Here is a 21,186-nt window from a genome sequence, read left to right on the forward strand (position 1 = left end):
CGTGCGGGCCGCCGACCACGCCTATCTCTCGGACCCGACGCCCCTGGCGCTGGCCCACCGCGGGGGCTCGCTCCTGCCCGCCAACGTCGGGCTCGAGAACACCCGGGCCGCGTTCGCCCGCGCCGTCGCCCTCGGGTACCGCTACCTCGAGACCGACGTGCACGCCACCCGCGACGGGCAGGTCGTCGCGTTCCACGACACCGTCCTCGACCGCGTGACGGACGCCCGCGGCGCCGTCGCGGACCTGACCTGGGACGAGGTCTGCGTGGCGCGCGTCGGCGGCACGGAGCCCGTCCCGCTGCTGGGCGACCTCCTCGAGGCGTTCCCGACCACCCGCTTCAACATCGACGTCAAGGCCGACGCGGCGCTCGAGCCGACCGTCGCCGTCCTGCGCGAGCACGACGCCCTCGACCGGGTCTGCCTCGGGTCGTTCTCGCCGCGCCGCATCCGGGCGCTGCGCCGCGCCCTCGGCCCCCGCGTCGCCACCGCCGCCGGCCAGGTCGGCACCGCCGCGCTGCGCTTCTCCCCGGCCCTGCTCGCCCGGATGCTGCACACGCCGGCGCCGGTCCTGCAGATCCCGGCCGTGCACCACGTCGCCGGCCGGAGCCTCGTCCTCGTGACGCCCGGGCTCGTCCGGCGGGCGCACGACCTCGGCAAGCAGGTGCACGTCTGGTTCCACGACGGCCGTCGCGAGGACGCCGCCGAGTTCCACCGCCTGCTCGACCTCGGGGTCGACGGCCTCGTGGCCGATCGGATCGACGTGCTCGCCGATGTGCTGGCGCAGCGGGGTTCCCCCCTCCTGCCGCAGGCCGGGGGGCTACTGTGACGACGATGCGCACGACGGGGAGCGGCACGACCACGGGTGGGCCGCTCAGTCGGTCCTACCTCGAGGTCACCCTCGCCGTCCTCGCCCTCGTGACGATCGTCGCGTTCGAGTCGATGGCCGTCTCGACCGCGATGCCCGACGTCGCCCGCGAGCTGAACGCCGTGCGCTCCTACGGCTTCGCCTTCTCGGTGATGCTCACCGCGCAGCTCCTCGGCATCGTCCTCGCCGGCGTCTGGACCGACCGGTCCGGTCCGCTGCCCGGCACGTTCGTCGGTCAGGCGCTGCTCGCCGTCGGCGCCGCGACCTGCGGCTGCGCGACCCGCCTCGACGTCTTCCTCGTCGGCCGCGCGCTGACCGGCCTCGGCGGCGGCCTGCTCGTCGTCATGCTCTACGTCATCGCCGGCCGGATCTATCCCGAGGCGATCCGTCCGCGCCTGTTCACGTACATCTCCGCCGCGTGGGTCGTCCCCTCGCTCGCCGGGCCGCCGCTGTCGGCCTGGCTGACCGAGAACATCTCGTGGCGCTGGGTGTTCTGGATCGTCGTCGCCCCCGTCATCGTCACGGGGATCTCGCTGTGGCGCGCCCAGCGCCGCGTCGACGTCAGCCGGCTCCAGGAGGCGGTGTCCAACCGCGACCACGGCACGCACGTCCGCACCGCCTGGGCCGGCCTCGCCGTCGCCCTGGCCGCCGGCGCGCTCCAGGTCGGCACGCACGAGCTCGTCATCACGTGGTCGTGGAAGACGGTGGTCGCCGTCGTCGGGCTCGTCGGCGTCGTCGTCGTCGCGCCGCGCCTGCTGCCGACCGGCACCTTCGTCATGCGCCACGGCGTCCCGAGCGTCGTCCTCGCGCGGGCGCTGCTCTGCGCCGCCTTCTACGGCGGCATCACCTACGTCCCGCTCTTCCTCGCCGGCCAACGCGGCGCCAGCCTCCAGGTGGCCGGGCTCGCCCTCGCGGTGGGCGCCGTCGGCTGGGCGCTCGGCGCGCTCTACCAGGGCCACGACGCGCTGCACCTGCCGCGCCACCGGCTCATCGAGGTGGGAGGGCTCGTGCTCGCCGTCGGGCTCGGCTGGCTCTCGCTCGTCGCCTGGGTCAACCTGCCGGCGTGGCTCAGCGTCTTCGCGCTGCTGCTCGCCGGCTTCGCGATGGGCACCGGCGTCACGACGACGACCATCCTCGCGCTCGAGCTGAGCCCGGTCGAGGCGCACGGCGAGACCTCGTCGTCCATCCAGCTGTCCGACGTCCTCGGCAGCGTGCTCGGCATCGCGGGCGCGACCGCCGCGTTCGCCGCGGCGCACGACCCCGGCGAGGACAACGCGCTCTTCGGGGCGATCTTCCTCGGGCTGGCGGTCGTCGCCGCGGTGGTCTACCCGACGGGTCAGCGCATCAGGACGTGACCGCCGGCGCAGCTGAGCCGGGTCCACCGGTTCGCGCGCAGCACGAGCACGCTCGACCCGGGCGCGAGGAAGCCGAGCGAGAACGCGGCGAAGGCACCGCCCGCGCGCACGCCCTCGACGTCACGCCCCCACACGCGGTCGCGCACGAAGCCGGCGGCCGCCCCGCGCTCGCGGACGGCCGCTCCGACCTCGACGAGACCGCTGCGGGCGGCCTCGGCGAGGGTGTCGGCCGGCAGCTCGCCGGCGGGCTCCCAGCCGGAGCGCGGCGGGGTGACGGCCGACCAGGCGGCGAGCGCCCGCGTCGGGGGCAGCGGGAAGGTCGCGTCGCGGCCGGGCCTCGAGGTCCGGTCGGTCACCGCCCCGAGCGGGACGACGGCGTCGCACGTGGCGGGCTCGGCGAGGGCGAAGGTCCGCAGCCCGAGCACGGCGCCCTCGGAGAGGATGCCGCTGCCCGGCAGCACGCCGACCCACGCGGCGAGGACGTCGCCGGAGGCCTGCAGCCGCATGGCGCCCTGCTCGTCGAGCGAGCGCGCCCGGCCGGCGAAGCGCCCGAGGTCGCCGAGCGCGGCGACGTCGACGAGGTGGAGCACGTCGCTCATCGGCCACCCCACCGGAAGGCCACCGGCTCGCCGACGTGCCCGGCGAGTGCCTCGCGGGCCGCGGCCTCGAGCCGGCGCGGGCGGGCGGTCGCGAAGTCGTAGAGGACGAGACCGGTCTCGGCGACGGCGTAGACGGCCTCGCCGACCGACGCGGGGTCGCGCACGACGTACCCGAGGTCGAACCCGGCGCCGTGGACGCGGGTCACCCACATGTCGACCTCGACGGGCTCGGGCCGGTAGGTCAGCGGGGCGCGGTACTCGATGGCGTGCCGGGAGACGACGATCCCCTCGTCGAGCAGCGTCGGCCGGTCCGGGAACCACTCGCGGAAGCCGATGACGCGGGCGTCCTCGAGCAGGCGGAGGTACTGGACGTTGTTGACGTGCCCGTAGGCGTCCATGTCGGACCAGCGCAGCGGGACCTCGACGACGTAGCGGTCGGCCATGCGGGCCATCCTCGCAGCCACCGCCCGGGAGCGCGGTCCTAGGGTGGCCGGGTGACCGTCCTCCCCCGCACCGCCGCCCTGCTCGACCACCGCCTCGCGACCGCCCAGCGCGAGGGACGGCTGCCCTCGGTCGCGGCCGGGCTGGTCCGCGACGGAGGGCTCGCGTGGAGCGGTGCCGTCGGCACGCTCGACGGCCGGGCGGACGGCGAGCCGGCCGACGCCGACACGCAGTACCGGATGGGCTCGATCACCAAGACCTTCGTCGCCGTCTGCGTGCTGCGGCTGCGCGACGCGGGGCGCCTGGACCTCACCGACCGCTTCGAGCAGCACGTGCCCGGCTCGGCCCTCGGCGGGGTCACCGTCGAGCAGCTGCTGACGCACGCGGCCGGCACCCAGGCGGAGACCGACGGCCCCTGGTGGGAGCGGACGCCCGGGGGCGACTGGGACCACCTCGTGGGTGCCGGTGCCGGGCAGCGCTTCCGGGCCGGCCGTCGCTTCCACTACTCCAACGTCGGCTACGGCGCGCTCGGCCGCCTGCTCGAGGTGGCCCACGGCACCGGCTGGGCCGAGGTCGTGCGCGCCGAGCTCCTCGAGCCGCTCGGGATGACCCGGACGACGACCCGGCCGGACGGGCGCGCCGCGCAGGGGCTGGCCGTCCACCCCTTCGCCGACGTCCTCCTGCGCGAGCCGGAGCACGACGGCGGGGCGATGGCTCCCGCCGGCCAGCTGTGGACGACGGTCGAGGACCTCGCCCGCTGGGCCACGTTCCTCGGCGGCGACACGGCGGGTCTGCTCTCCGCCGACACCCTCGCCGAGATGTGCGAGCCGCACCACGTCGTCGACGAGCCGGGGCAGCCGTGGACCGGCGCGCACGGGCTCGGCTGGCAGGTCTGGAACGTCGACGGCGTCCGGTACGCCGGCCACGGTGGCTCGATGCCGGGCTTCCTCGCTGGGCTGAGGGTGCGGCTCGACGGCGGCGACGGCGTCGTCACGCTGACCAACACCACCGCGTCCCCGGCGCTCAAGGGCCTCGGGGACGACCTGCTCGAGGTCCTGCGCACCGAGGAGCCGCCGGCCGTCGAGCCCTGGTCGGCCGACGGGGACCCGGCGCTGCTCGAGCTCGTCGGGACGTGGCACTGGGGCGCGTCGACGACGACGGCGAAGGTCGTCGGCGAGCACCTCGTCCTCGGCGAGCCCGGGCAGGGCCGCGGGTCACGCTTCGCGCCGGTCGGGGCCGACGCCTGGGTCGGGCTCGACGGGTACCACACCGGTGAGCCGCTGCGGGTCGTGCGCCGCGCGGACGGCACCGTCTCGCACCTCGACCTCGCGTCGTTCCGCTTCTCGCGCACCCCCTACGCGCCCGACAGCGACGTGCCCGGCGGCGTCGACGACCGCGGCTGGCACTGACCCCCGCCCTCGCCGCGCCCCGAGCCCTCCGCCCTCACGACGCCCCTCCCGCCCCACGCGTATCGGGTGACCCGATACGGGCGCGCTCCACCCGAGTTCGGTACCCCCGCGAAGCGCACACTTCCCGGGTCAAGCCCGCCCGCACGAGCGCCGCCGCCCCGCCGATCCCCACTCGCCCCACGCGTATCGGGTGACCCGATACGGCCGCGCTCCACCCGAGTTCGGTACCCCCGCGAAGCGCACCCTTCCCCAGCGAGGCCGGGTCGTCCCGGTGCGCCGTCATTCGCACGCCGGCCTGTGGACGGCGGGCGACCCGGTGTCGGCCGGGGTGCGTACGGTGGGCGGACCATGACGACACCGGCCCAGGTCCTCGCTCCCCCGTCCCCCGAGGTCGCCGACCGCGCCCGCACGGCGCTGCGGCCGCTCGTCGGCCGCGACGACGTCGACTTCCGCGACGGCCAGCTCGAGGCCGTCTCGGCGCTCGTCGAGCACCGCTCGCGCGTCCTCGTCGTCCAGCGCACCGGATGGGGCAAGTCGGCCGTCTACTTCGTCGCCACGGCGCTGCGCCGGGCCGAGGGTGCCGGGCCGACGGTCATCATCAGCCCGCTGCTCGCGCTGATGCGCGACCAGATCGCCGCCGCCGGCCGCGCCGGCATCCGCGCCGTGACGATGAACTCGGCGAACGCGCAGGACTGGGACGAGGTGCGCGCCGCTCTCGCCGAGGACGCCGTCGACGTCCTCCTCGTCAGCCCCGAGCGCCTCAACAACCCACGCTTCCGCGACGAGCAGCTGCGCGACCTCGCCCGGCGCTGCGGCCTGCTCGTCGTCGACGAGGCGCACTGCGTCAGCGACTGGGGGCACGACTTCCGCCCCGACTACCGGCGCATCCGGGACCTCCTCGACGGCCTGCCCGCCGACGTCCCGGTGCTCGCGACGACCGCGACGGCCAACGCCCGTGTCGTCCACGACGTCGAGGAGCAGCTGTCCACCGGCGGCCGGCCGGTGCTCACGGTGCGCGGCGGCCTGGCCCGCGACTCGCTGCGCCTCGGGGTGCTGCGCTCGATGTCGCCCGAGCAGCGGCTCGGCTGGCTGCTGGCACACCTCGGCGAGCTGCCCGGCTCGGGCATCGTCTACGCGCTGACCGTCTCGGCGGCCGAGGACGTCGCGGCGTCCCTGCGCGAGGCCGGTCACGCCGTCGCGCCGTACACCGGCCGCACCGACCCGGCCGACCGCGAGCGCCTCGAGGAGGCGTTGCGGCACAACGAGGTCAAGGCCCTCGTCGCCACCTCCGCGCTGGGGATGGGCTTCGACAAGCCCGACCTCGGCTTCGTCGTGCACCTCGGCGCGCCGAGCAGCCCGGTCGCCTACTACCAGCAGGTCGGTCGCGCCGGGCGCGCCACCGACCGCGCCGACGTCCTCCTCCTGCCCGGCCCCGAGGACCGCGACATCTGGCGCTACTTCGCGAGCGTCTCGATGCCGCGCGAGGAGCAGGCCGCCGCCGTGCTCACCGCGCTCGCCGAGGCGGGACGCCCCCTGTCGACCGCCGCCCTCGAGACGATCGTCGACGTCCGCCGCACCCGCCTCGAGCTGCTGCTCAAGGTCCTCGACGTCGACGGCGCCGTGCAGCGCGTCTCCGGTGGCTGGGCCTCGACGGGCGTCCCGTGGACCTACGACGCTGAGCGCTACGACCGGGTCGCCGCGGCCCGGCAGGACGAACAGCAGCTGATGGCCGACTACGAGCGCACCGACGCGTGCCGGATGGCCTTCCTCCAGGAGTGCCTCGACGACGACAGCGCCGTCCCCTGCGGCCGCTGCGACGGCTGCGCCGGGCCCTGGTACCCGACCGACGTCCCCGACACCGTCGTCGGTGCCGCCCGCGAGCGCCTCCGGAAGGTCGGCACCGTCATCGACCCGCGCGCCCAGTGGCCCTCGGGGATGGACCGTCTCGGCGTGCCGGTCAAGGGCCGGATCGCCGCCGACGAGCAGCTCGAGCCCGGCCGCGCGCTCGCCCGCCTGTCCGACCTCGGATGGGGGCAGCGGCTGCGCGAGGTGCTCCGCGAGGACGCCCCCGCCTCCCCCGAGCTCCTGCGGGCCTGCGTCCCGGTCCTCGCCGAGTGGGGCTGGGCACAGCGCCCGGTGGCCGTGGTCGCGATGCCCTCGCGCTCGCACCCGCAGCTCGTCCGGTCGCTCGCGGCCGGGCTGGCGCAGATGGGGCGCCTGCGCGACCTCGGCACCCTCGACCTCGCCCACGGTGGGCCGACCGGCGAGATGGGTGGCAACAGCGCCTACCGCTTGGCCGGCGTCTGGGACCGCCTCGTCGTCGGCCCGGACCTCGCGGCGCAGCTGGCCGACTGCCCGGGGCCGGTGCTCCTCGTCGACGACGTCGTCTCCTCGCGCTGGAGCCTCACCGTCGCCGGGCGGGCGCTGCGGCAGGCCGGGGCTCCGGCGGTGCTGCCGCTCGTCCTCGCCATCGACGGCTGAGGCGCCACCCGCACGGGTCCCCCCGATGCCCGGACCCCGCGTCGGTCACACCCCGTCGCCGAGGCGTTCCATCGCGGCCACGAGCTCCTGGAGCGCATCCCGCACCTCCCGTGCGCGCCGCTCCCCCAGCTCGTCGACGAGCCGCCGGGCCGCGGCGCGCTGCTGGGGCGCGATGTCGCGGACGGCCGCCAGGCCCGCCGGGATCACCTCGACGAGCTTGGCCCGGCGGTGCGCCGGGTTGTCGCGGTAGGCGGCGAAGCCACGCTCGACGAGCAGGTCGGCGATGCGCTGGACGCTCTGCCGGGTCAGGCCCATCTCGCGCGCGATCCCGCTGACCGGCAGGGGTGTCGGCAGGACGGCGCCGAGCACCTGCCACCACGCCGCCGTGAGGCCGGCCGGCCGGGCCAGCTCCTCGGCGAGGGCGAGGAACTGGCCGTTGAGCCGGAAGACCGCGAGCGCGCTGTCGGCCAGCAGGGTCTGCTCGGGGGTCGGCTCCGCGCGCCGGCCGCTCACGCGCTCTCCAGCTCGAAGTACCCCGCCGGGTCGTGGTCGGCGTACAGCCGCCCGTAGGAGTCGATCCGCTCCGCGGGGTGGGCCCCGAGCCGCCGGAAGACCGCCATCGCGAAGTGCACCGGGTCGATGCCCGTCGCCGTGACGACGTCGCCGTCGACGACCGCGGGCTCGTGCACGTAGCGCTCGCCGCCGGCGTACCCGCTGGAGGCCAGGAAACCGGGGTCGTTGCTCGTGTGGCGCACGTCGTCGAGCAGCCCCGCCGCGGCGAGCGCCCACGTGGCGCCGCAGACGGCCGCGACGGGCACCCGGGCCGCGAGGTGCGCGCGGGCCGCGTCGACGAACGGGCCGGCGACCTCGGGATCCGTCCAGGTCCGGCCCCCGGGCAGGACGAGCATCGCGGAGTCGGCGGGGTCGAGGTCGGCGAGCACGAGGTCGGGCAGCACCGTGAGGCCGCCCATCGTGCGCACCGGGCCCGGCCGGGCGGCGACGGTCGCGAGGGTGAAGCCGCCGACGGGGCTCTGCCCGCCGAGGTGTCGCAGGTGCGCGGCGAGGTGGCCGACCTCCCAGTCGGCCATGGTGTCGAGGACGGCGAGGTGGACGGTGGTGGAAGTCATGACAGCATCCTGCATTTTTGACAGCCTGTTGTCAATACCTTCCGTGACCTTCGCGCTCCATCCGCTCGCCGCGCACCCGACGGCGTCACCGGCCCCGACGGCCCCTAGCGTGGAGCGGTGAGCCAGGAGACCGAGGAACGCGCCGAGACCACCCGCGACGACGCGCCCGACCCCCGGCGCTGGCGCATCCTCGGCGTCACCCTCGTCGTCGGGTTCATGGTGCTGCTCGACGTGACGATCGTGAACGTCGCCATCCCCTCCATCCGGACCGGGCTCGACACCTCGGCGGGCAGCGTCCAGTGGGTCGTGTCCGGCTACGCCCTCGCCCTCGGGCTGATGCTCGTCATCGGCGGGCGCCTCGGTGACGCGCACGGCCGCCGGGCGATCATGCTGCTCGGCCTCGGCGGCTTCGTCGTCGCGAGCGCGGCCGCGGGGTTCGCGCCGAACATCGGCGTCCTCGTCGCGGCGCGCCTCGTCCAGGGGTTCGCCGCCGGCATCCTCACGCCGCAGAGCTCGGGGCTCATCCAGTCGCTGTTCCAGGGGCGCGAGCGCGGGACCGCCTTCGGGCTGTTCGGGTTCACCGTCTCGGTGTCGTCGGCCGTCGGGCCGGTGCTGGGCGGGCTGCTCATCGCCGCGTTCGGCGAGGAGAGCGGCTGGCGCTGGATCTTCCTCGTCAACGTGCCGATCGGCCTCGTGCTCCTCCTGGGCATCGCCCGGCTCGTCCCCGGCCGCACCGACGACACGACCGGTGACACCCACCTCGACCTCCCCGGCGCGGCGCTCCTCGGGGTGACGGTCCTCGCGCTCCTCTACCCGATCGTCAGCCTCGAGTCCGGCAGCCGCTGGCCGCTCCTGCTCCTCGCCCTCGTGCCGCTGGCCGGCGCCGCCTTCGTCCGCCACGAGCGGCGCGTCGTGCGCGACGGCGGCGCGCCGCTGCTCGACCTCGGCCTGCTGCGCGAGACGCCCGGGTACGCCAGCGGCATCGTCATCGGCAGCCTCTACTTCACCGGGTTCACGGGGATCTTCCTCGTGCTCAGCGTGTTCCTTCAGGACGGGCTCGGGTTCACGCCGCTGCACGCCGGGCTCCTCCTCACGCCCTTCGCCGTCGGGTCGGCCGTCGCGAGCCCGTTGGCCGGCCGGGCGGTCAGCCGCGTCGGCCGCCCGCTGACGGTCGTCGCGCTCACCGTGATGGTGGTCGGCCTCGTCGCCCTCGCGGCCGTCGTCCCGGCGGCCGACCGCGACCTGCCGTGGTGGCTGCTCGCCCTCCCCCTGCTCGTCGCCGGCCTCGGCGGAGGCGCCGTCGTCTCGCCGAACATCACGCTCTCGCTCGCCGAGGTCCCGCCGTCGATGGGTGGTGCCGCGGGTGGGGCCCTCCAGACCGGCCAGCGGATCGGTGCCGCCATCGGCGCGGCCGTGCTCATGACGACCTACCAGGTCGCGGTGGGCCGCACCGAGGACCCCGGTACCGCGCTGCGCTGGGCGCTCGGCGCCTCTGTCGTCCTGCTGCTCACGGCCTGGGCGGCGGCCGTCTGGTCCTGGCGGCGCGAGCCCGACGCCCGGGTCGGCTGACCTGTCGTCCCCGGGTGAGGATGGGGCCATGGCCCACCCCGCCTACACCTACGTCGAGGAGCACGCGCGCCGGTCGCTGACGGTGCTCGTGTTCGTCCTCGCCCTGTCCGTCCTCGCCGCCGGAGCGCTGCTGCGCAGCCGCGACGGCGGGCTCGACGTCACCCCGGACGGCCCGCTCGACTGGCTCGTCGCGGTCCTCGCCCTCGCCGCCGTCCCGGCCTGGCTCGTCCTCGGCGACGGCGCGTGGGGCGACTGGCCACAGCCGTCCGGCCTGGCGGTCGGCGCGGACCGGCTCGTCGTCGACGAGGTGACCTTCGGCTTCGCGGAGCTCGCCGACGGCACGGCCACCCTGCCGGACGCGCCGCCCGGCCGGCGGGCCGTGGTCGAGGTCCCGCTCGCCGCCGGCGGTTCGCTCACCCTGCGCCCGCACGACGCGGGCGCCTTCACCCGCTCCCTCGTCAGCGGGTACCGCGCGTGGGCGGCGGGTCGACCCGCAGCGTGAGCAACGGCAGGAAGAGCTGGACGACCGGCCCGATGAGCAGCGCGTAGACGAGCGTCCCGAGGCCCACCACCCCGCCGAGCAGCCAGCCGAGGACGACGACGGTCACCTCGAGCGAGGTCCGCACGAGGCGCACCGAGCGGCCGGTGCGGCGGGTCAGGCCGGTCATCAGCCCGTCGCGCGGCCCCGGCCCGAGCTGGCTGCCGATGTACATCGCGCCGGCCACGCCGTTGCCGACGACGCCGAGCAGCATGACGAGGACGCGCCAGCCGAGGCCCTCGACCGGCGGGACGACGGCGAGCGTGGCGTCCGTCGCGAGGCCGATGACGACCGCGTTGGCCACCGTCCCGACACCCGGCCACTGACGCAGCGGCAGCCAGAGCAGGAGCACGACGAACGAGGTGGCGATGACCATCTCGCCGTAGGTGATCGGCACGTAGCGAATGAGCCCCGTCGTGAGGACGCCCCACGGCTCGACCCCGAGTCCGGCGCGCAGCATCAGCCCCATCGTCACGCCGAACAGCCCGAGCCCGACGAACAGCTGCGCGAGCCGGTGCGGCAGCCGCCCGGCCCGCAGCTGCTCGAGCGGGGTCATCGGGACGAGGGGGACCCGGCGGGTCATCCCGCGGCGGGCCAGCTGGAGCGGTGACATGCCGCCCATCCTGCCGCGGGATTGGCCTGTGAATCGAGGGCCAATCGTGCGACAGTGGCCACGTGAGCACCGTCCCCAGCGTCAGCGCCGCGCGCACCGCCCGGCTCGTCGGCGACCTCGGGGCCACCCGCCCCGCGTACCGCGGCCTCGCCGACGGGCTGCGCCTCGCCGTCGCCGACGGCCGGATCGCCGTCGGGACCCGGCTGCCGAGCGAGCGCGACCTCACGACCCACCTCGGGGTGAGCCGCACGACGGTGACGCGCGCCTACGACGTGCTGCGCGAGCTCGGCTACCTCACCTCGCGGCAGGGCTCCGGCTCGGTCGCGACCCTCCCCGACGGCGCCCGCCGACGTGGCACCGGGGGCCTGTTCCCGGCCGACGTCGCCGACGACGTCCTCGACCTCACCTGCGCCGCCACCCGCGCGCCCGCCGGGGTGCTCGAGGCCTACGAGCGGGCGCTCGAGCGCCTGCCCTCCTACCTGTGCGGCGCCGGCTACCTCACCTACGGCGTTCCCGAGCTGCGCGAGGCGGTCGCCGACCGCTACACCGCCCGCGGCCTGCCGACGAGCCCCGACGACGTGCTCGTCACCTCCGGGGCCGTCGCCGGGCTCGCCGTCGTCGTCCGCGCGCTCCTGCGGCCGGGCGAGCGCGTCGTCGTCGAGGACCCGAGCTACCCGAACACCCTCGACGCCCTGCGCGGCGCCGGCGCGCGGCTGCGCGGGCTGCCGGTCGACCCGACCGGCTGGGACGTCGACGAGGCGGTGCGCGCGGTCGCGACGGCCGGGGCGCGGGCCGCCGTCCTCATCCCGGACTTCCACAACCCGACCGGCGCCCTGCTCGCCGACGAGGACCGCGCCCGGCTGGGTCGCGCCCTCGCCGCGGCCGGCACGGTGCCGGTCGTCGACGAGACGATCGTCGAGATCGACCTCGAGGGCGGGGCGATGCCGCTGCCCTTCGCGGCCCACGCGCCGACCGCGGTGAGCATCGGCAGCTCCTCGAAGTCGCACTGGGGCGGCCTGCGCACGGGATGGGTCCGCGCCCCCCGCGGCGCGCTGCGGTCGCTCGTCGAGGCCCGGGTCACGAGCGACCTCGGCGCCCCGGTCCTCGAGCAGCTCGTCCTCGTCGAGCTGATGCGCCGCTCCCCCGGTGTCACCACCGAGCGTCGCGACGCGATCGTCGCCGCGCGCGACGCCCTGGCCGCGGGGCTGCGGGCGCACCTTCCCGAGGCGTCCTTCCGGGTGCCGCGCGGCGGCCTCTCGCTCTGGTGCGAGCTGCCGGCCGACCTGCCCTCGAGCAGCCTGGCGGCCGCCGCCGAGGACGAGGGCCTGCTCGTCGCCGCCGGCCCGCGCTTCGCGCTCGACGGAGGCCTCGACCGCTGGCTGCGCCTGCCGCACGTGCTGCCGCCGGAGACGATGGCCGAGGCGGCCGTCCGCCTCGGCCGCGCCGCGGAGCGGGTGCGGGGCGGTCGCACCGGGCGGGCGCGCCCCGGCCGCCCGCTCGTCGCCTGACGCGCGCTGGCTATCGTTTCCCCGTGACCGACCCGCACCCGGACCCGCTCGTCGACCTCCTCCAGACCCTCGACCTCGAGGAGCTCGGCTCGGCGCAGGTGAGCGTGCAGCCGCGCAGCCTCGCGGCGGCGCCCGGCGTCGAGCTGCCCGACACCTTCGCCGAGGACGTCACCCTCTTCCGCGGCTCGAGCCAGAAGCAGCCGCACGGCCGCGTGTTCGGCGGCCAGGTCCTCGCGCAGGGCGTCGTCGCGTCCGGGCGCACCGTCGCCGGGGTCGGTGACGTGCCGCGGCGGCTGCACTCGCTCCACGCCTACTTCATGCGCCCCGGCGACGACACGCAGCCGATCACCTTCAGCGTCGAGCGGATGCGCGACGGCCGCTCGTTCTCGACGCGGCGCGTGCACGCCGTCCAGCACGGGCACCCCATCCTCTCGATGAGCACCTCGTGGCAGGCCCCCGACGGCGGCCTGGACCACCAGGACACCGCCCCGCAGGTGCCCGACCCCGAATCGGTCCCGTCCCTCGCCGAGCTCTTCGCCGGGCTGGACGACCCTCGCGCACAGCACATCTCGCGTCGCGCCATCGAGCTGCGCCACGTCGAGGGCAACCTGTTCGCCGGGCCGCCGGCCGAGCAGGTCGCCGAGCAGCACGTGTGGATGCGCGCGGTCGGCCGCCTGCCCGACGACCCGCTCGTCCACGACGCCGTCCTCGCCTACGCGTCCGACTACAGCCTGCTCGAGCCGGTCCTGCGCCGGCACGGCCTGCCGTGGACGACCCGGGGCCTGAAGATGGCCAGCCTCGACCACGCGATGTGGTTCCACCGTCCGGCACGCGCCGACGAGTGGGTGCTCTACTCGCAGGAGTCGCCGTCGGCGCAGGGCGGCCGCGGCCTCGGCATCGGCCGGATGTTCTCCGCGGACGGCACGCTCGTCGCGACCGTCGCCCAGGAGGGGATGGTCCGCGTCCCCGAGTGACCCTGGGTCGAGGTGATGTCCGACCCTGTCGTGGTCGGGTTTCACCTCCACCCGCTCAGCCGGCGTCGACGAGGTGGCCGTCGGCGATCTCGACCACGCGGTCGGCCACGGCGAGCAGGGCGGGGTCGTGCGTCGTCACCAGCGTCGTCATCGTCCGCTCCTTCGCGAGGCGCGCGATGAGCCGCATGATGTCGCGGCCGGTCTCGGAGTCGAGCTGACCGGTCGGCTCGTCGGCGAGGAGCAGCCCGGGCTCGGCGACGAGCGCCCGCGCGAGGCCGACGCGCTGCTGCTGGCCGCCGGACAGCTCGTCCGGGCGGTGCTCGGTGTGCCCGCCGAGGCCGACGTGCTCGAGCGCCTCGGTGACGCGGCGCTCGCGCTCGGCGGGGTCGACCGCGCGCAGCCGCAGGGGGACGCCGACGTTCTCGCGGGCGGTGAGCACCGGCACGAGGCCGAAGGACTGGAACACGTACGACACGGGCCCGCGGCGCAGCGCGAGGAGGTCGGCGTCGGTCATCGTCGTCACCTCGAGGTCGCCGAGGTGCACGGTGCCGGCGTCCGGCCGGTCGAGCCCGCCGATGACGTTGAGCAGGCTCGTCTTGCCCGAGCCCGAGCGGCCCCGCAGCGCGACGAGCTCGCCCGGCGCGACGTCGAGCGAGACCCCGCGCAGCGCGTGGACGGCCGTCTCCCCCGACCCGAACGTGCGGTGCACCTCGCGCACCCGCAGCGGCTCCCCGGTCATCCCTGCTCCTCGTCCTCGCTGGTCGGTCGCACCGCGATGTGGTCCGGCTCGAGCCCGAGCCGCACGCGGTCACGCATCCCGAGGGCGCCGGTGAATGCGGCGGGCAGCTGCAGGCGCCCGGCGCGGTCGAGCACCGCGAACTCCTCGACGACCCGGCCGGTCTCGCCGTCCGCGCCGACGGCGTCGCGCCGCAGCACCTCCGTGGCCGTGCGGCCGTCGCGGATGCCGACGGTGCGAGACACCTGCTCGCTGACGTGCGCGTCGTGGGTGACGACGAGGGTGGTCGTCCCGAGCTCGGTGTTGGCGCGGCGGATGGCCTCGAAGACCTCGTCGCTGCTGCGGGTGTCGAGCTCGCCGGTGGGCTCGTCGGCGAGCAGGACGCTCGGCCGGTTGGCGACGGCCACCCCGAGCGCGACCCGCTGCTGCTGGCCGCCCGACAGCTCACCGGGCCGCCGGTCGGCGCACTCGGGGATGCCGAGGACGCCGAGGGTCTCGCGGGCCCGGCGCGCGCGCTCCCCCGACCGGACGCCGGCGAGCATCATCGGCAGCTCGACGTTCTCGGCGGCGCTCAGGTAGGGCAGCAGGTTGGCGGCGGCCTGCTGGAAGAGGAAGCCGACCGTCCGCCGCCGGTACTCCAGCCGCTCGCGCCGCTGCATCGCCCCGAGGTCGTGCCCCGCGACCCGGGCCACGCCGGCACTCGGCCGGTCCAGCCCCGAGAGGATGCCGAGCAGGGTCGACTTGCCCGACCCCGACGCGCCGACGAGGGCGACGAGCTCGCCCCGGGTCACCCGCAGGTCGAGGCCCTGCAGGGCGACGACCTCGATGCCCTCGGCCCGGTAGATGCGGACGAGGTTCTCGCAGAGGATGTCCGGGCCGTCCGGGCGGCCGGAGTCGCGGCGGCGGCGGGGCGTGGTGGTCGTGGTCATGCCGTGTCTCCCGTGCGCAGGTGGTCGGCGAGGTGGCCGCGGCGGGCCGCCGCGGCGTCGAGGACGAGGGCGAGCGCCCCCAGGACGAGGACGAGCAGCGCGGCGCCCGCGGCGGCCGGGAGGCTGGGGTCGACCGGCGGGAAGGGCGCGGAGCCCGTGAACGGCGCGAGGTCGACCGCGGGACCCACGAGGGCGGGCGCGAGGGCGCCGGCGGCCGCCCCCGCCAGGGCCGCGACGGCGACGACCGGGAGGACCTCGGTCCAGGCCAGGCGCCGCTCGAGCCCGTGCGGCAGGCCCATCGTCCGCAGCCGGACGACGAGGGCCGCGCGGTCGGGACGCGTGGCGACGAGGAGGAGCGCGAGGGCGAGCAGCGTGAGGACCCCTGCGAGGACGGCACCCACGGAGTAGGTGAGCGCCACGAGCCGGGAGAGCGCGCGGTCGGCGACGCGGTCCTGCGCGGCGAGGACCGAGTCGACGGAACCGACCCGGCCGCTCGGGGTCGCCGCCCCGGGGTCTCGCAGGGCGGTCAAGGCTCGTGCGGCGGACGCGTCGGCCGCGACGAAGGCGGTCTGCGGGGTCGCCGCCGGCGCCAGGGCGGTCAGCCGGTCGAGCGGCACGAGCACCGCCGGGACCTGACGACCGGCCTCGAGCCGCACCAGGCCGGGATCGACCACGGTGCGACCCAACGGGATCCGCTCGCCGCGCACCACCACCTCCGCACCGTCGCCGGCGTCGACCCCGGGGCCCACCACGGCGACGAGCCCCTGACCGGACGCTGCAGGCGGGCTCTGCACGGCGAGCGGCGTGCCGGCGACGAGGTCGGCGTAGGCGCCCGGGTCGGTGGCCACGAGGACGACCGGCGTGGCCCGGCTCCCGGACGAGACGGTGGCGTCCGCGACGTAGGCCGCCACGACCCCCCGGACCCCCGGACGCGCGGCGAGCGCCCGCACGTCGTCGTCGCCGACCCGGACCGCGTCGACCCGCACGTCCGCCCCCACCTGCCGCTGGGCGGAGACCTCGCGCTGGTCCTGCACCGCGAGGGTGAGCGACGCCAGCAGGGCGAGCATCGCCGCGCCGACGACGACCGCGAGGACGGGCGCCGTGGCACTGGCCCCGGTGCGCGCCGCCCGCGCGAGCCCGACGAACGTCACGAGTCCCTCTCTGCGTGAAGCGAACCGGGCGAGCGCGCGCAGCGGGGCGGGCAGCAGGCGGAGGACGAGGAGCGCGGCGACCGCGGCGGCGAGGTCGGGGGCGAGCGCGGCCCACCAGTCGGTCGTCCCCGCCGCGATCTCCGCGCCCCGACGGCGGACCGTCGCGACGGCGGCCACCGCGAGGGCCAGGACCGCGAGCTCGGCGACCACCCGCCGGGCCGCGCGCACGAGCCGTCGCCGGCGGACCGACTCCTCGGACGAGTCGTCGCGCTCGACGGCGCCGACCCGCAGGAGGACCGCCACCGACCCGGCGAGCACGGGGACGAGCGAGACGGCGACCACCTCGAGCCACGAGCCGATGCCGAGCCGCCCGGGGACGAGGAGCACCGCGAGGACGGCCCCGAGCCCGGCGGCGACGAGCGCGGGCAGGGCGCTGCCCGCGACGACCTGTCCGACCACCTGGCCCACGGTCCCCCCACGCGCCCGCACGAGGGCGACCTCGGGTCCACGCCGCGCCACGGCGACGACCGCGGTGAGCGCGAGGACGAGCACGGCCAGCGCGGTGAGGCCCGCCGTGGCGAAGGTCGTCATCACGTCGGTCGCCCGGACCGAGGCCTCGTAGTCGTCGAGCACGGAGGCGAGCCCGGTCGAGACCTCGAGGGGCGAGAGCCCCGGGCGGTCGAGGCGGGAGTCGGTGTCGAGGCGGACGAGGGCGTCACGCAGCGGGGCGACGTCGGCGGCGCGCAGCCGGGCGGCGTCGAGGGGGTAGCGCCACGACGCCGCGAGCACGGTCGAGTCGCCGGCGAGGACCACGCCGGGGACGGGCCGGGCCATCCCGTCGGACACCGCCCCGTAGGAGGAGGCGTCCGCGACGACGGCGCCCTCGGTGACGACGCCGCCCTGCGGGGTCGCGATCCGCGCGAGGCCGGTCATCCGCGGTTCGGCCTGCCAGAAGCCGTCGGTGGGGTCGACGGGGTCGAAGGTGCCGGTGACGACGACGGCGAGGGGCAGCAACCGGTCTCCGGGTTGCACGACGAGCCGGTCGCCGGTGCGGACACCCCAGAAGCGGGCGGTCGCGTCGGCGAGCGCGACCGGGACCTCGGCCGTCACGTGGCCGCGCAGGACGGGCGCGAGGGAGCGCGTACCGCTCGGGGCGCCGGGGGCGGCACCCGAGGTCCACCGGACGTGGGCGTCGAGCCCGCTCTGCACCCGGACGACGGCCCGCGAGCCGTCGGGGCGCAGCGTGGTCCCGTCGGTGCGGGTCAGCGTGGTCGAGCCGCTCTGCGCCGCCCACGTGGGGTCGGCGAGCAGGCGCCCGACCGTGGGTCCGAGGACGCTGCGCACGGCCTCGTCGACCGCGGTGAAGGGCGCCGCCGGCCCGTCACCGGGTGTCTCCGAGGGGGACGGGACGTCGTACGAGGGGGCTGCGGCAGCGCGCACCCCCACCTCGCGCGCTTGGGCCCGGGCGGCCGCCACGGTGTCGCCCACGGCGTCGTCCGTGGCCACCGAGACGGCCCGGGGGGTGGCGACGAGGTAGGCGGCCGTCAGTGCGGCCAGCAGCGCGAGGACGACGGCGGGGGCCCGCGAGGTCGCCAGCGCCCGCAGCGCGAGCGCGCGGGCGCCGAGGGCCGCCACCCCCTCGGCGCGGCCGCCCCGGGTGGTGACGTGCCGGCCCGGTGCCGTGCGGCCGCTCACGGCGACTCCCCCCACCGCAGCTCACCCGCGAGGTCGCGGCTGGTGCTGCGCAGCACGGCGGCGCCCACCGCCGAGAGGGCGAGGACGAGCAGGAGCACGTACCCCGTGAGCAGGCCGGCCGGCAGCTCGACGCGCACCGGCGGCACCTGCGGGTGCCCGTCGCCACCGACGAGCAGCGGCACGACGGTGACGGCCGCGACGACACCCAGCACGAGGCCCACGACGACGGTGACGGCCACGACGAGGACGCGCTCGAGGACGAGCACGGCCCGGATGCGCTCCGGCGGTGAGCCGAGCGCGAGGAGGACGGCGTTCTCGTGCCGCCGGGCCCGCCCGAGCGCCGCGGTGCTCGCCGCGAACCCGACCCCGGCCAAGAGGACCGACGCGAGGGTGACGAGGAGCATCGCCGAGCGCATCCCCGCGTTGACGGGGTCGCGCAGGCGCTGTGCGGCCAGCTCGTCCTCCACCTCGAGGCTCGTCCCGTAGGGCAGCCCGGCGCGCACGGCGGACGCCGCCTGCACTGGGTCCGCCGGGGCGGCCCACCACTCCTGGGGCTCGAGCACGAGCCGGCTGCGGACGTCCGAGCCACCGCCGACGCGCTCGGCGGCCGCCTCGACGGTCGGCAGGTCGAGGAGGACGCCCCGCCCCGGCCGCTGCGCGGTCGGGAGCGAGTCGACGACGGCGACCACCTCGACCGGCAGCTCGCGCAGGCCGAGGGGCAGCGTCACCCGCCCGCCGCGGCCGGTCCGCAGCGCGTCCGCCACCTCGCGCGTCACGACGGCGGGGACGGCGCTCGTCCGGCCGGGCGCGGCGGCGAGCCAGAGCCCGGCACGGTCGGAGTGCGGCGCCAGCACCCGACCCAGCGGCACGTCGGTGCCGTCCGCCGCCAGCGAGGTGAGCACGAGCTCGAAGGTCGGCTCGGGCACGAAGAAGTAGACGAAGTCGGGCAGCGGGACCGACAGGCCCACGACGCTCACGGGGGCGACGAGACCGAGACGGGACAGGTCCGCGGTGAGGGTGCGCTGCTCAGGGCCCACGGCGCCGAGGGGGACGGACGTGACGATGCCGCGCGCGTCCCGCACGGCGAGGGACGCCGCGAACCCCTCGGGGCCGACGGCGCTCGAGCTGCCGGTGGCGACGAACTTCGCCGTGACCGAGACCTCGCGCGGGGTGCCGGGGAGGGCGAGGCCGTCCCCGAGGTCACGCCCGGCGAGGAGGCGACCGGTGACCTCGGCCCACGGCGCGTCGAGCGTGTCCGGCCGGGGCCGGAGGACCCGGGCCGCGGCGCGGGCGTCCATCCCGAGCACGGTGACGCCCTCGACGCTGCCGAGGTCGAGGGACGTGCGCCAGACCGGGGTGACACGCCCCGGGTCCCCCGCGGCGCGGTCGACGAGCGCCCCGGTCGCGCCCGCGGAGGGGCCCGCGACCTGCTGGACGACCCGCAGCGGTGCGCCCGTGTCGAACGCCGACTGGTCCGCCACGGCGCGGCCGACGGTCGCCGAGTGCCCGAAAGCGATCGTGCCCATCGCGACGGCCAGCAGGACGAGGAGGAGCGTGCCAGCCTGGGTGGCCGCGCGACGGGCGAACTGCCATCCGCCCCACGCGGCGTCGAGCCCCGGGCGCCGGGCGCCCCACCGCGCGACGACCCGGGCGAGGAGCGGGAGCAGCCGCAGGGCCAGGACGGAGAGCCCGGCGACGACGAGGGCCGGAGCGATCGTCGTCACGGGGTCGACGCTGCGCTGGCCCACCGCGTCGTAGCGGCGCAGCTGGACGGCCGCCAGCGCGCCGAGCACGACGAGGACGACGTCGAGGCCCGACCCCGCGGCGAGCCGCAGGCCGGCCCGACGGCTGCGCGCGTCCTCGCGGGAGCGGCCGACCCAGAGCGTCGTGGCCACCGTGACGGCCACCGCGAGGAGGGCCGGCGGCACGAGGGCCCGCCAGAGGGTGGCGTCGCGCAGCACCGTCGCCGACCACCACGCCCCGCTGCCCGAGACCGCGCGCGTGACCACGGGGGCGACGAGCACCGCCCCGAGGACGCCGACCACGGCGACGACGACGGCATCACCCAGCGCCAGCCCGGCGAGCCGCCGGGTCGAGGCCCCCCGGACCCGCAGCAGCCGGGTCTCGCCGTCGCGCAGCGTGGCGAGCAGGGCGGCGGCGCCGACGAGGGCGACGCTGCCGAGGAGCACGAGGAGCACGGCCGGGGTGAGCAGCGAGACGCGCACGCGGTCGCCGACGACCGTGGCGCCGTCGACGAGCGCGGGCAGGTCGCTCGCCACCCGCGGGCTGCGCAGGGCGACCGTGGCCGGCCCGGCGCTCGCCTGCACCCCCGCGACGGTCGGCAGCCCGGTGAGGGCGCGCAGCCGGGTCAGGACGTCGTCGGCCCGGGCGCCGGCCCCGGCGAGCCCTCCGGCCCGCACGTCGCCGAGGTCGGGCACCGCCCGCCACGTGACGGTCGAGGTGCCGACGAGGGAGCCGTCGAAGGTGCCCGGGGCGACGACGAAGGGCCCGTAGGACGTGAAGTCGGACGCCACGACGCCGTCGAGCGCCAGCGGCAGGTCGCTCCACAGCCCGTCCTCGGCGTCGCGCGGCCGGAAGGTGCCGACCACCTCGGCCGTCACGCGCGGGGCCTGCGGGTCGACGAGGTCGGTCAGGTCCAGGCTCCCCCCGGGCGCGACGGCCAGGGCCGTGGCGGCCGCGTCGGGCAGCACGACCTCGACCCGCCGGGGGGCGGCCGACGACGTGGCGGGCCGCTGCGGCCAGCGTCCCGCGGTCAGCTCGGCGACCTGCCGGAGCCCCTCGACGTCGGCGAGGGCGGCCCGGTCACCCGAGCCGCGCCCGGCGATGCCCCGCGAGGTCGCGGTGCCGACCCGGGTGACGGTCGCGCCGGCCAGCGGCGCGAGCGCCGCACGGACCGCGGCGTCCGTCGCGCCGAGCTCCCCCGGGCGGAGCGACCCGGTGACGACGACCGACCGGTCGACGGGCGGGACGTCGAGCGCCGAGCGCACGCCCGCGTCGGTGATCCGGGCCGAGAGCAGCTGCAGGGCCGTGACGACGACGAGGGAGGCGAGCACGGAGACCGTGATGGCGGCGACGGCCACCGGGTGGGCACCCAGCCGGCGGCGGAGCAGCCGTGCACCACCCACGCCGAGCGCTCCTCCCGCGGGCGGACCGTCCGCCCCCGCGGCACCTTAGC

At 76.9% G+C, this 21,186-nt stretch carries 17 protein-coding genes; 8 read left to right on the plus strand and 9 right to left on the minus strand.

All coding sequences use genetic code 11. The features are described from left to right. The first annotated feature begins 1 nt into the window (after position 1). Together IG69_RS0106920 and IG69_RS0106925 are read left to right on the plus strand one after the other, a co-directional pair. Positions 2–826 (plus strand): glycerophosphodiester phosphodiesterase family protein, encoded by an 825-nt coding sequence (locus IG69_RS0106920; RefSeq protein WP_036829379.1) that lies wholly within the window; start codon positions 2–4, stop codon positions 824–826. A 5-nt stretch (positions 827–831) separates the two neighbouring features. Then, on the plus strand, positions 832–2,220 hold the full coding sequence (locus IG69_RS0106925; protein ID WP_157577402.1) for an MFS transporter: 1,389 nt from the start codon (positions 832–834) through the stop codon (positions 2,218–2,220). Here IG69_RS0106925 and IG69_RS22070 read toward each other — a convergent pair. After that, positions 2,202–2,819: a DUF8185 domain-containing protein gene (locus tag IG69_RS22070; RefSeq protein ID WP_030527438.1), complete on the minus strand. Its 618-nt coding sequence runs from the start codon at positions 2,817–2,819 to the stop codon at positions 2,202–2,204. The two genes, IG69_RS0106925 and IG69_RS22070, sit on opposite strands and share 19 nt — an antisense overlap. After that, positions 2,816–3,262 (minus strand): acyl-CoA thioesterase, encoded by a 447-nt coding sequence (locus IG69_RS0106935; RefSeq protein WP_030527439.1) that lies wholly within the window; start codon positions 3,260–3,262, stop codon positions 2,816–2,818. The genes IG69_RS22070 and IG69_RS0106935 overlap by 4 nt, the downstream gene beginning before the upstream one ends. Positions 3,263–3,313: 51 nt before the next feature. On the opposite strand from IG69_RS0106935, the gene IG69_RS0106940 reads away from it, so the two are divergent. Both IG69_RS0106940 and IG69_RS0106945 read left to right on the plus strand, forming a co-directional pair. After that, positions 3,314–4,669 carry a serine hydrolase domain-containing protein gene (locus IG69_RS0106940; RefSeq protein WP_030527440.1) on the plus strand — a complete coding sequence of 452 codons (1,356 nt, stop codon included), beginning with the start codon at positions 3,314–3,316 and terminating at the stop codon, positions 4,667–4,669. A 348-nt stretch (positions 4,670–5,017) separates the two neighbouring features. Next, a complete protein-coding gene (locus tag IG69_RS0106945; protein WP_030527441.1) occupies positions 5,018–7,150 on the plus strand; it encodes a RecQ family ATP-dependent DNA helicase in 2,133 nt (710 codons plus the stop codon). A 45-nt stretch (positions 7,151–7,195) separates the two neighbouring features. Here the strand turns inward: IG69_RS0106945 and IG69_RS0106950 are convergent, their stop codons facing one another. Then, a complete protein-coding gene (locus IG69_RS0106950) occupies positions 7,196–7,663 on the minus strand; it encodes a MarR family winged helix-turn-helix transcriptional regulator (RefSeq protein WP_030527442.1) in 468 nt (155 codons plus the stop codon). Continuing rightward, positions 7,660–8,277 (minus strand): DJ-1/PfpI family protein, encoded by a 618-nt coding sequence (locus tag IG69_RS0106955; protein ID WP_030527443.1) that lies wholly within the window; start codon positions 8,275–8,277, stop codon positions 7,660–7,662. Before IG69_RS0106955 ends, IG69_RS0106950 begins: the two co-directional genes overlap by 4 nt. A 117-nt stretch (positions 8,278–8,394) precedes the next feature. Here IG69_RS0106955 and IG69_RS0106960 point away from each other — a divergent pair, with 117 nt between their 5' ends. Both IG69_RS0106960 and IG69_RS0106965 read left to right on the plus strand, forming a co-directional pair. Next, complete coding sequence (locus IG69_RS0106960; protein WP_030527444.1) at positions 8,395–9,846, plus strand: MFS transporter; 1,452 nt, start codon at positions 8,395–8,397, stop codon at positions 9,844–9,846. A 28-nt stretch (positions 9,847–9,874) separates the two neighbouring features. Then, positions 9,875–10,348: a hypothetical protein gene (locus IG69_RS0106965; protein WP_030527445.1), complete on the plus strand. Its 474-nt coding sequence runs from the start codon at positions 9,875–9,877 to the stop codon at positions 10,346–10,348. Here IG69_RS0106965 and yczE read toward each other — a convergent pair. Further along, positions 10,305–10,997, minus strand: a complete 693-nt coding sequence (gene yczE / locus IG69_RS0106970) for a membrane protein YczE (protein WP_245616102.1) — start codon at positions 10,995–10,997, stop codon at positions 10,305–10,307. The two genes, IG69_RS0106965 and yczE, sit on opposite strands and share 44 nt — an antisense overlap. 62 nt (positions 10,998–11,059) lie before the next feature. Between yczE and yczR the strand changes: the two genes are divergently transcribed. Together yczR and IG69_RS22075 are read left to right on the plus strand one after the other, a co-directional pair. Next, complete coding sequence (yczR, locus tag IG69_RS0106975; protein WP_036829383.1) at positions 11,060–12,505, plus strand: MocR-like transcription factor YczR; 1,446 nt, start codon at positions 11,060–11,062, stop codon at positions 12,503–12,505. A 23-nt stretch (positions 12,506–12,528) separates the two neighbouring features. After that, positions 12,529–13,479, plus strand: a complete 951-nt coding sequence (locus IG69_RS22075; RefSeq protein WP_030527448.1) for an acyl-CoA thioesterase — start codon at positions 12,529–12,531, stop codon at positions 13,477–13,479. A 55-nt stretch (positions 13,480–13,534) separates the two neighbouring features. On the opposite strand, the gene IG69_RS0106985 is transcribed toward IG69_RS22075, so the two are convergent. From IG69_RS0106985 to IG69_RS0107000, 4 genes are read right to left on the minus strand one after another with little or no spacing between them, the layout of a single operon-like run. Further along, positions 13,535–14,218, minus strand: coding sequence for an ABC transporter ATP-binding protein (locus IG69_RS0106985; RefSeq protein ID WP_030527449.1), 684 nt, complete (start codon positions 14,216–14,218; stop codon positions 13,535–13,537). Then, entirely contained in the window at positions 14,215–15,144 is a 930-nt protein-coding gene (locus IG69_RS0106990) for an ABC transporter ATP-binding protein (RefSeq protein ID WP_036829493.1), read from the minus strand. The genes IG69_RS0106985 and IG69_RS0106990 overlap by 4 nt, the downstream gene beginning before the upstream one ends. Next, positions 15,141–17,990 (minus strand): hypothetical protein, encoded by a 2,850-nt coding sequence (locus IG69_RS0106995; RefSeq protein ID WP_157577404.1) that lies wholly within the window; start codon positions 17,988–17,990, stop codon positions 15,141–15,143. Before IG69_RS0106995 ends, IG69_RS0106990 begins: the two co-directional genes overlap by 4 nt. Next, positions 17,987–21,136, minus strand: a complete 3,150-nt coding sequence (locus tag IG69_RS0107000; protein WP_030527452.1) for an FtsX-like permease family protein — start codon at positions 21,134–21,136, stop codon at positions 17,987–17,989. Before IG69_RS0107000 ends, IG69_RS0106995 begins: the two co-directional genes overlap by 4 nt. Positions 21,137–21,186 lie beyond the last annotated feature (50 nt).

It is taken from the genome of Phycicoccus jejuensis, assembly GCF_000720925.1.
GTDB classification, from domain to species: domain Bacteria; phylum Actinomycetota; class Actinomycetes; order Actinomycetales; family Dermatophilaceae; genus Phycicoccus; species Phycicoccus jejuensis.

Bases quoted from the DNA above. Each gene is read 5' to 3' on its own strand.
- IG69_RS0106955 (WP_030527443.1), bottom strand. From the start codon at position 8,277: ATGACTTCCACCACCGTCCACCTCGCCGTCCTCGACACCATGGCCGAC.
- yczE (WP_245616102.1), bottom strand. From the start codon at position 10,997: ATGTCACCGCTCCAGCTGGCCCGCCGCGGGATGACCCGCCGGGTCCCC.
- IG69_RS0106985 (WP_030527449.1), bottom strand. From the start codon at position 14,218: ATGACCGGGGAGCCGCTGCGGGTGCGCGAGGTGCACCGCACGTTCGGG.
- IG69_RS0106925 (WP_157577402.1), top strand. From the start codon at position 832: ATGCGCACGACGGGGAGCGGCACGACCACGGGTGGGCCGCTCAGTCGG.
- IG69_RS0106965 (WP_030527445.1), top strand. From the start codon at position 9,875: ATGGCCCACCCCGCCTACACCTACGTCGAGGAGCACGCGCGCCGGTCG.
- IG69_RS0106990 (WP_036829493.1), bottom strand. From the start codon at position 15,144: ATGACCACGACCACCACGCCCCGCCGCCGCCGCGACTCCGGCCGCCCG.
- IG69_RS22070 (WP_030527438.1), bottom strand. From the start codon at position 2,819: ATGAGCGACGTGCTCCACCTCGTCGACGTCGCCGCGCTCGGCGACCTC.
- IG69_RS0106945 (WP_030527441.1), top strand. From the start codon at position 5,018: ATGACGACACCGGCCCAGGTCCTCGCTCCCCCGTCCCCCGAGGTCGCC.
- IG69_RS0106935 (WP_030527439.1), bottom strand. From the start codon at position 3,262: ATGGCCGACCGCTACGTCGTCGAGGTCCCGCTGCGCTGGTCCGACATG.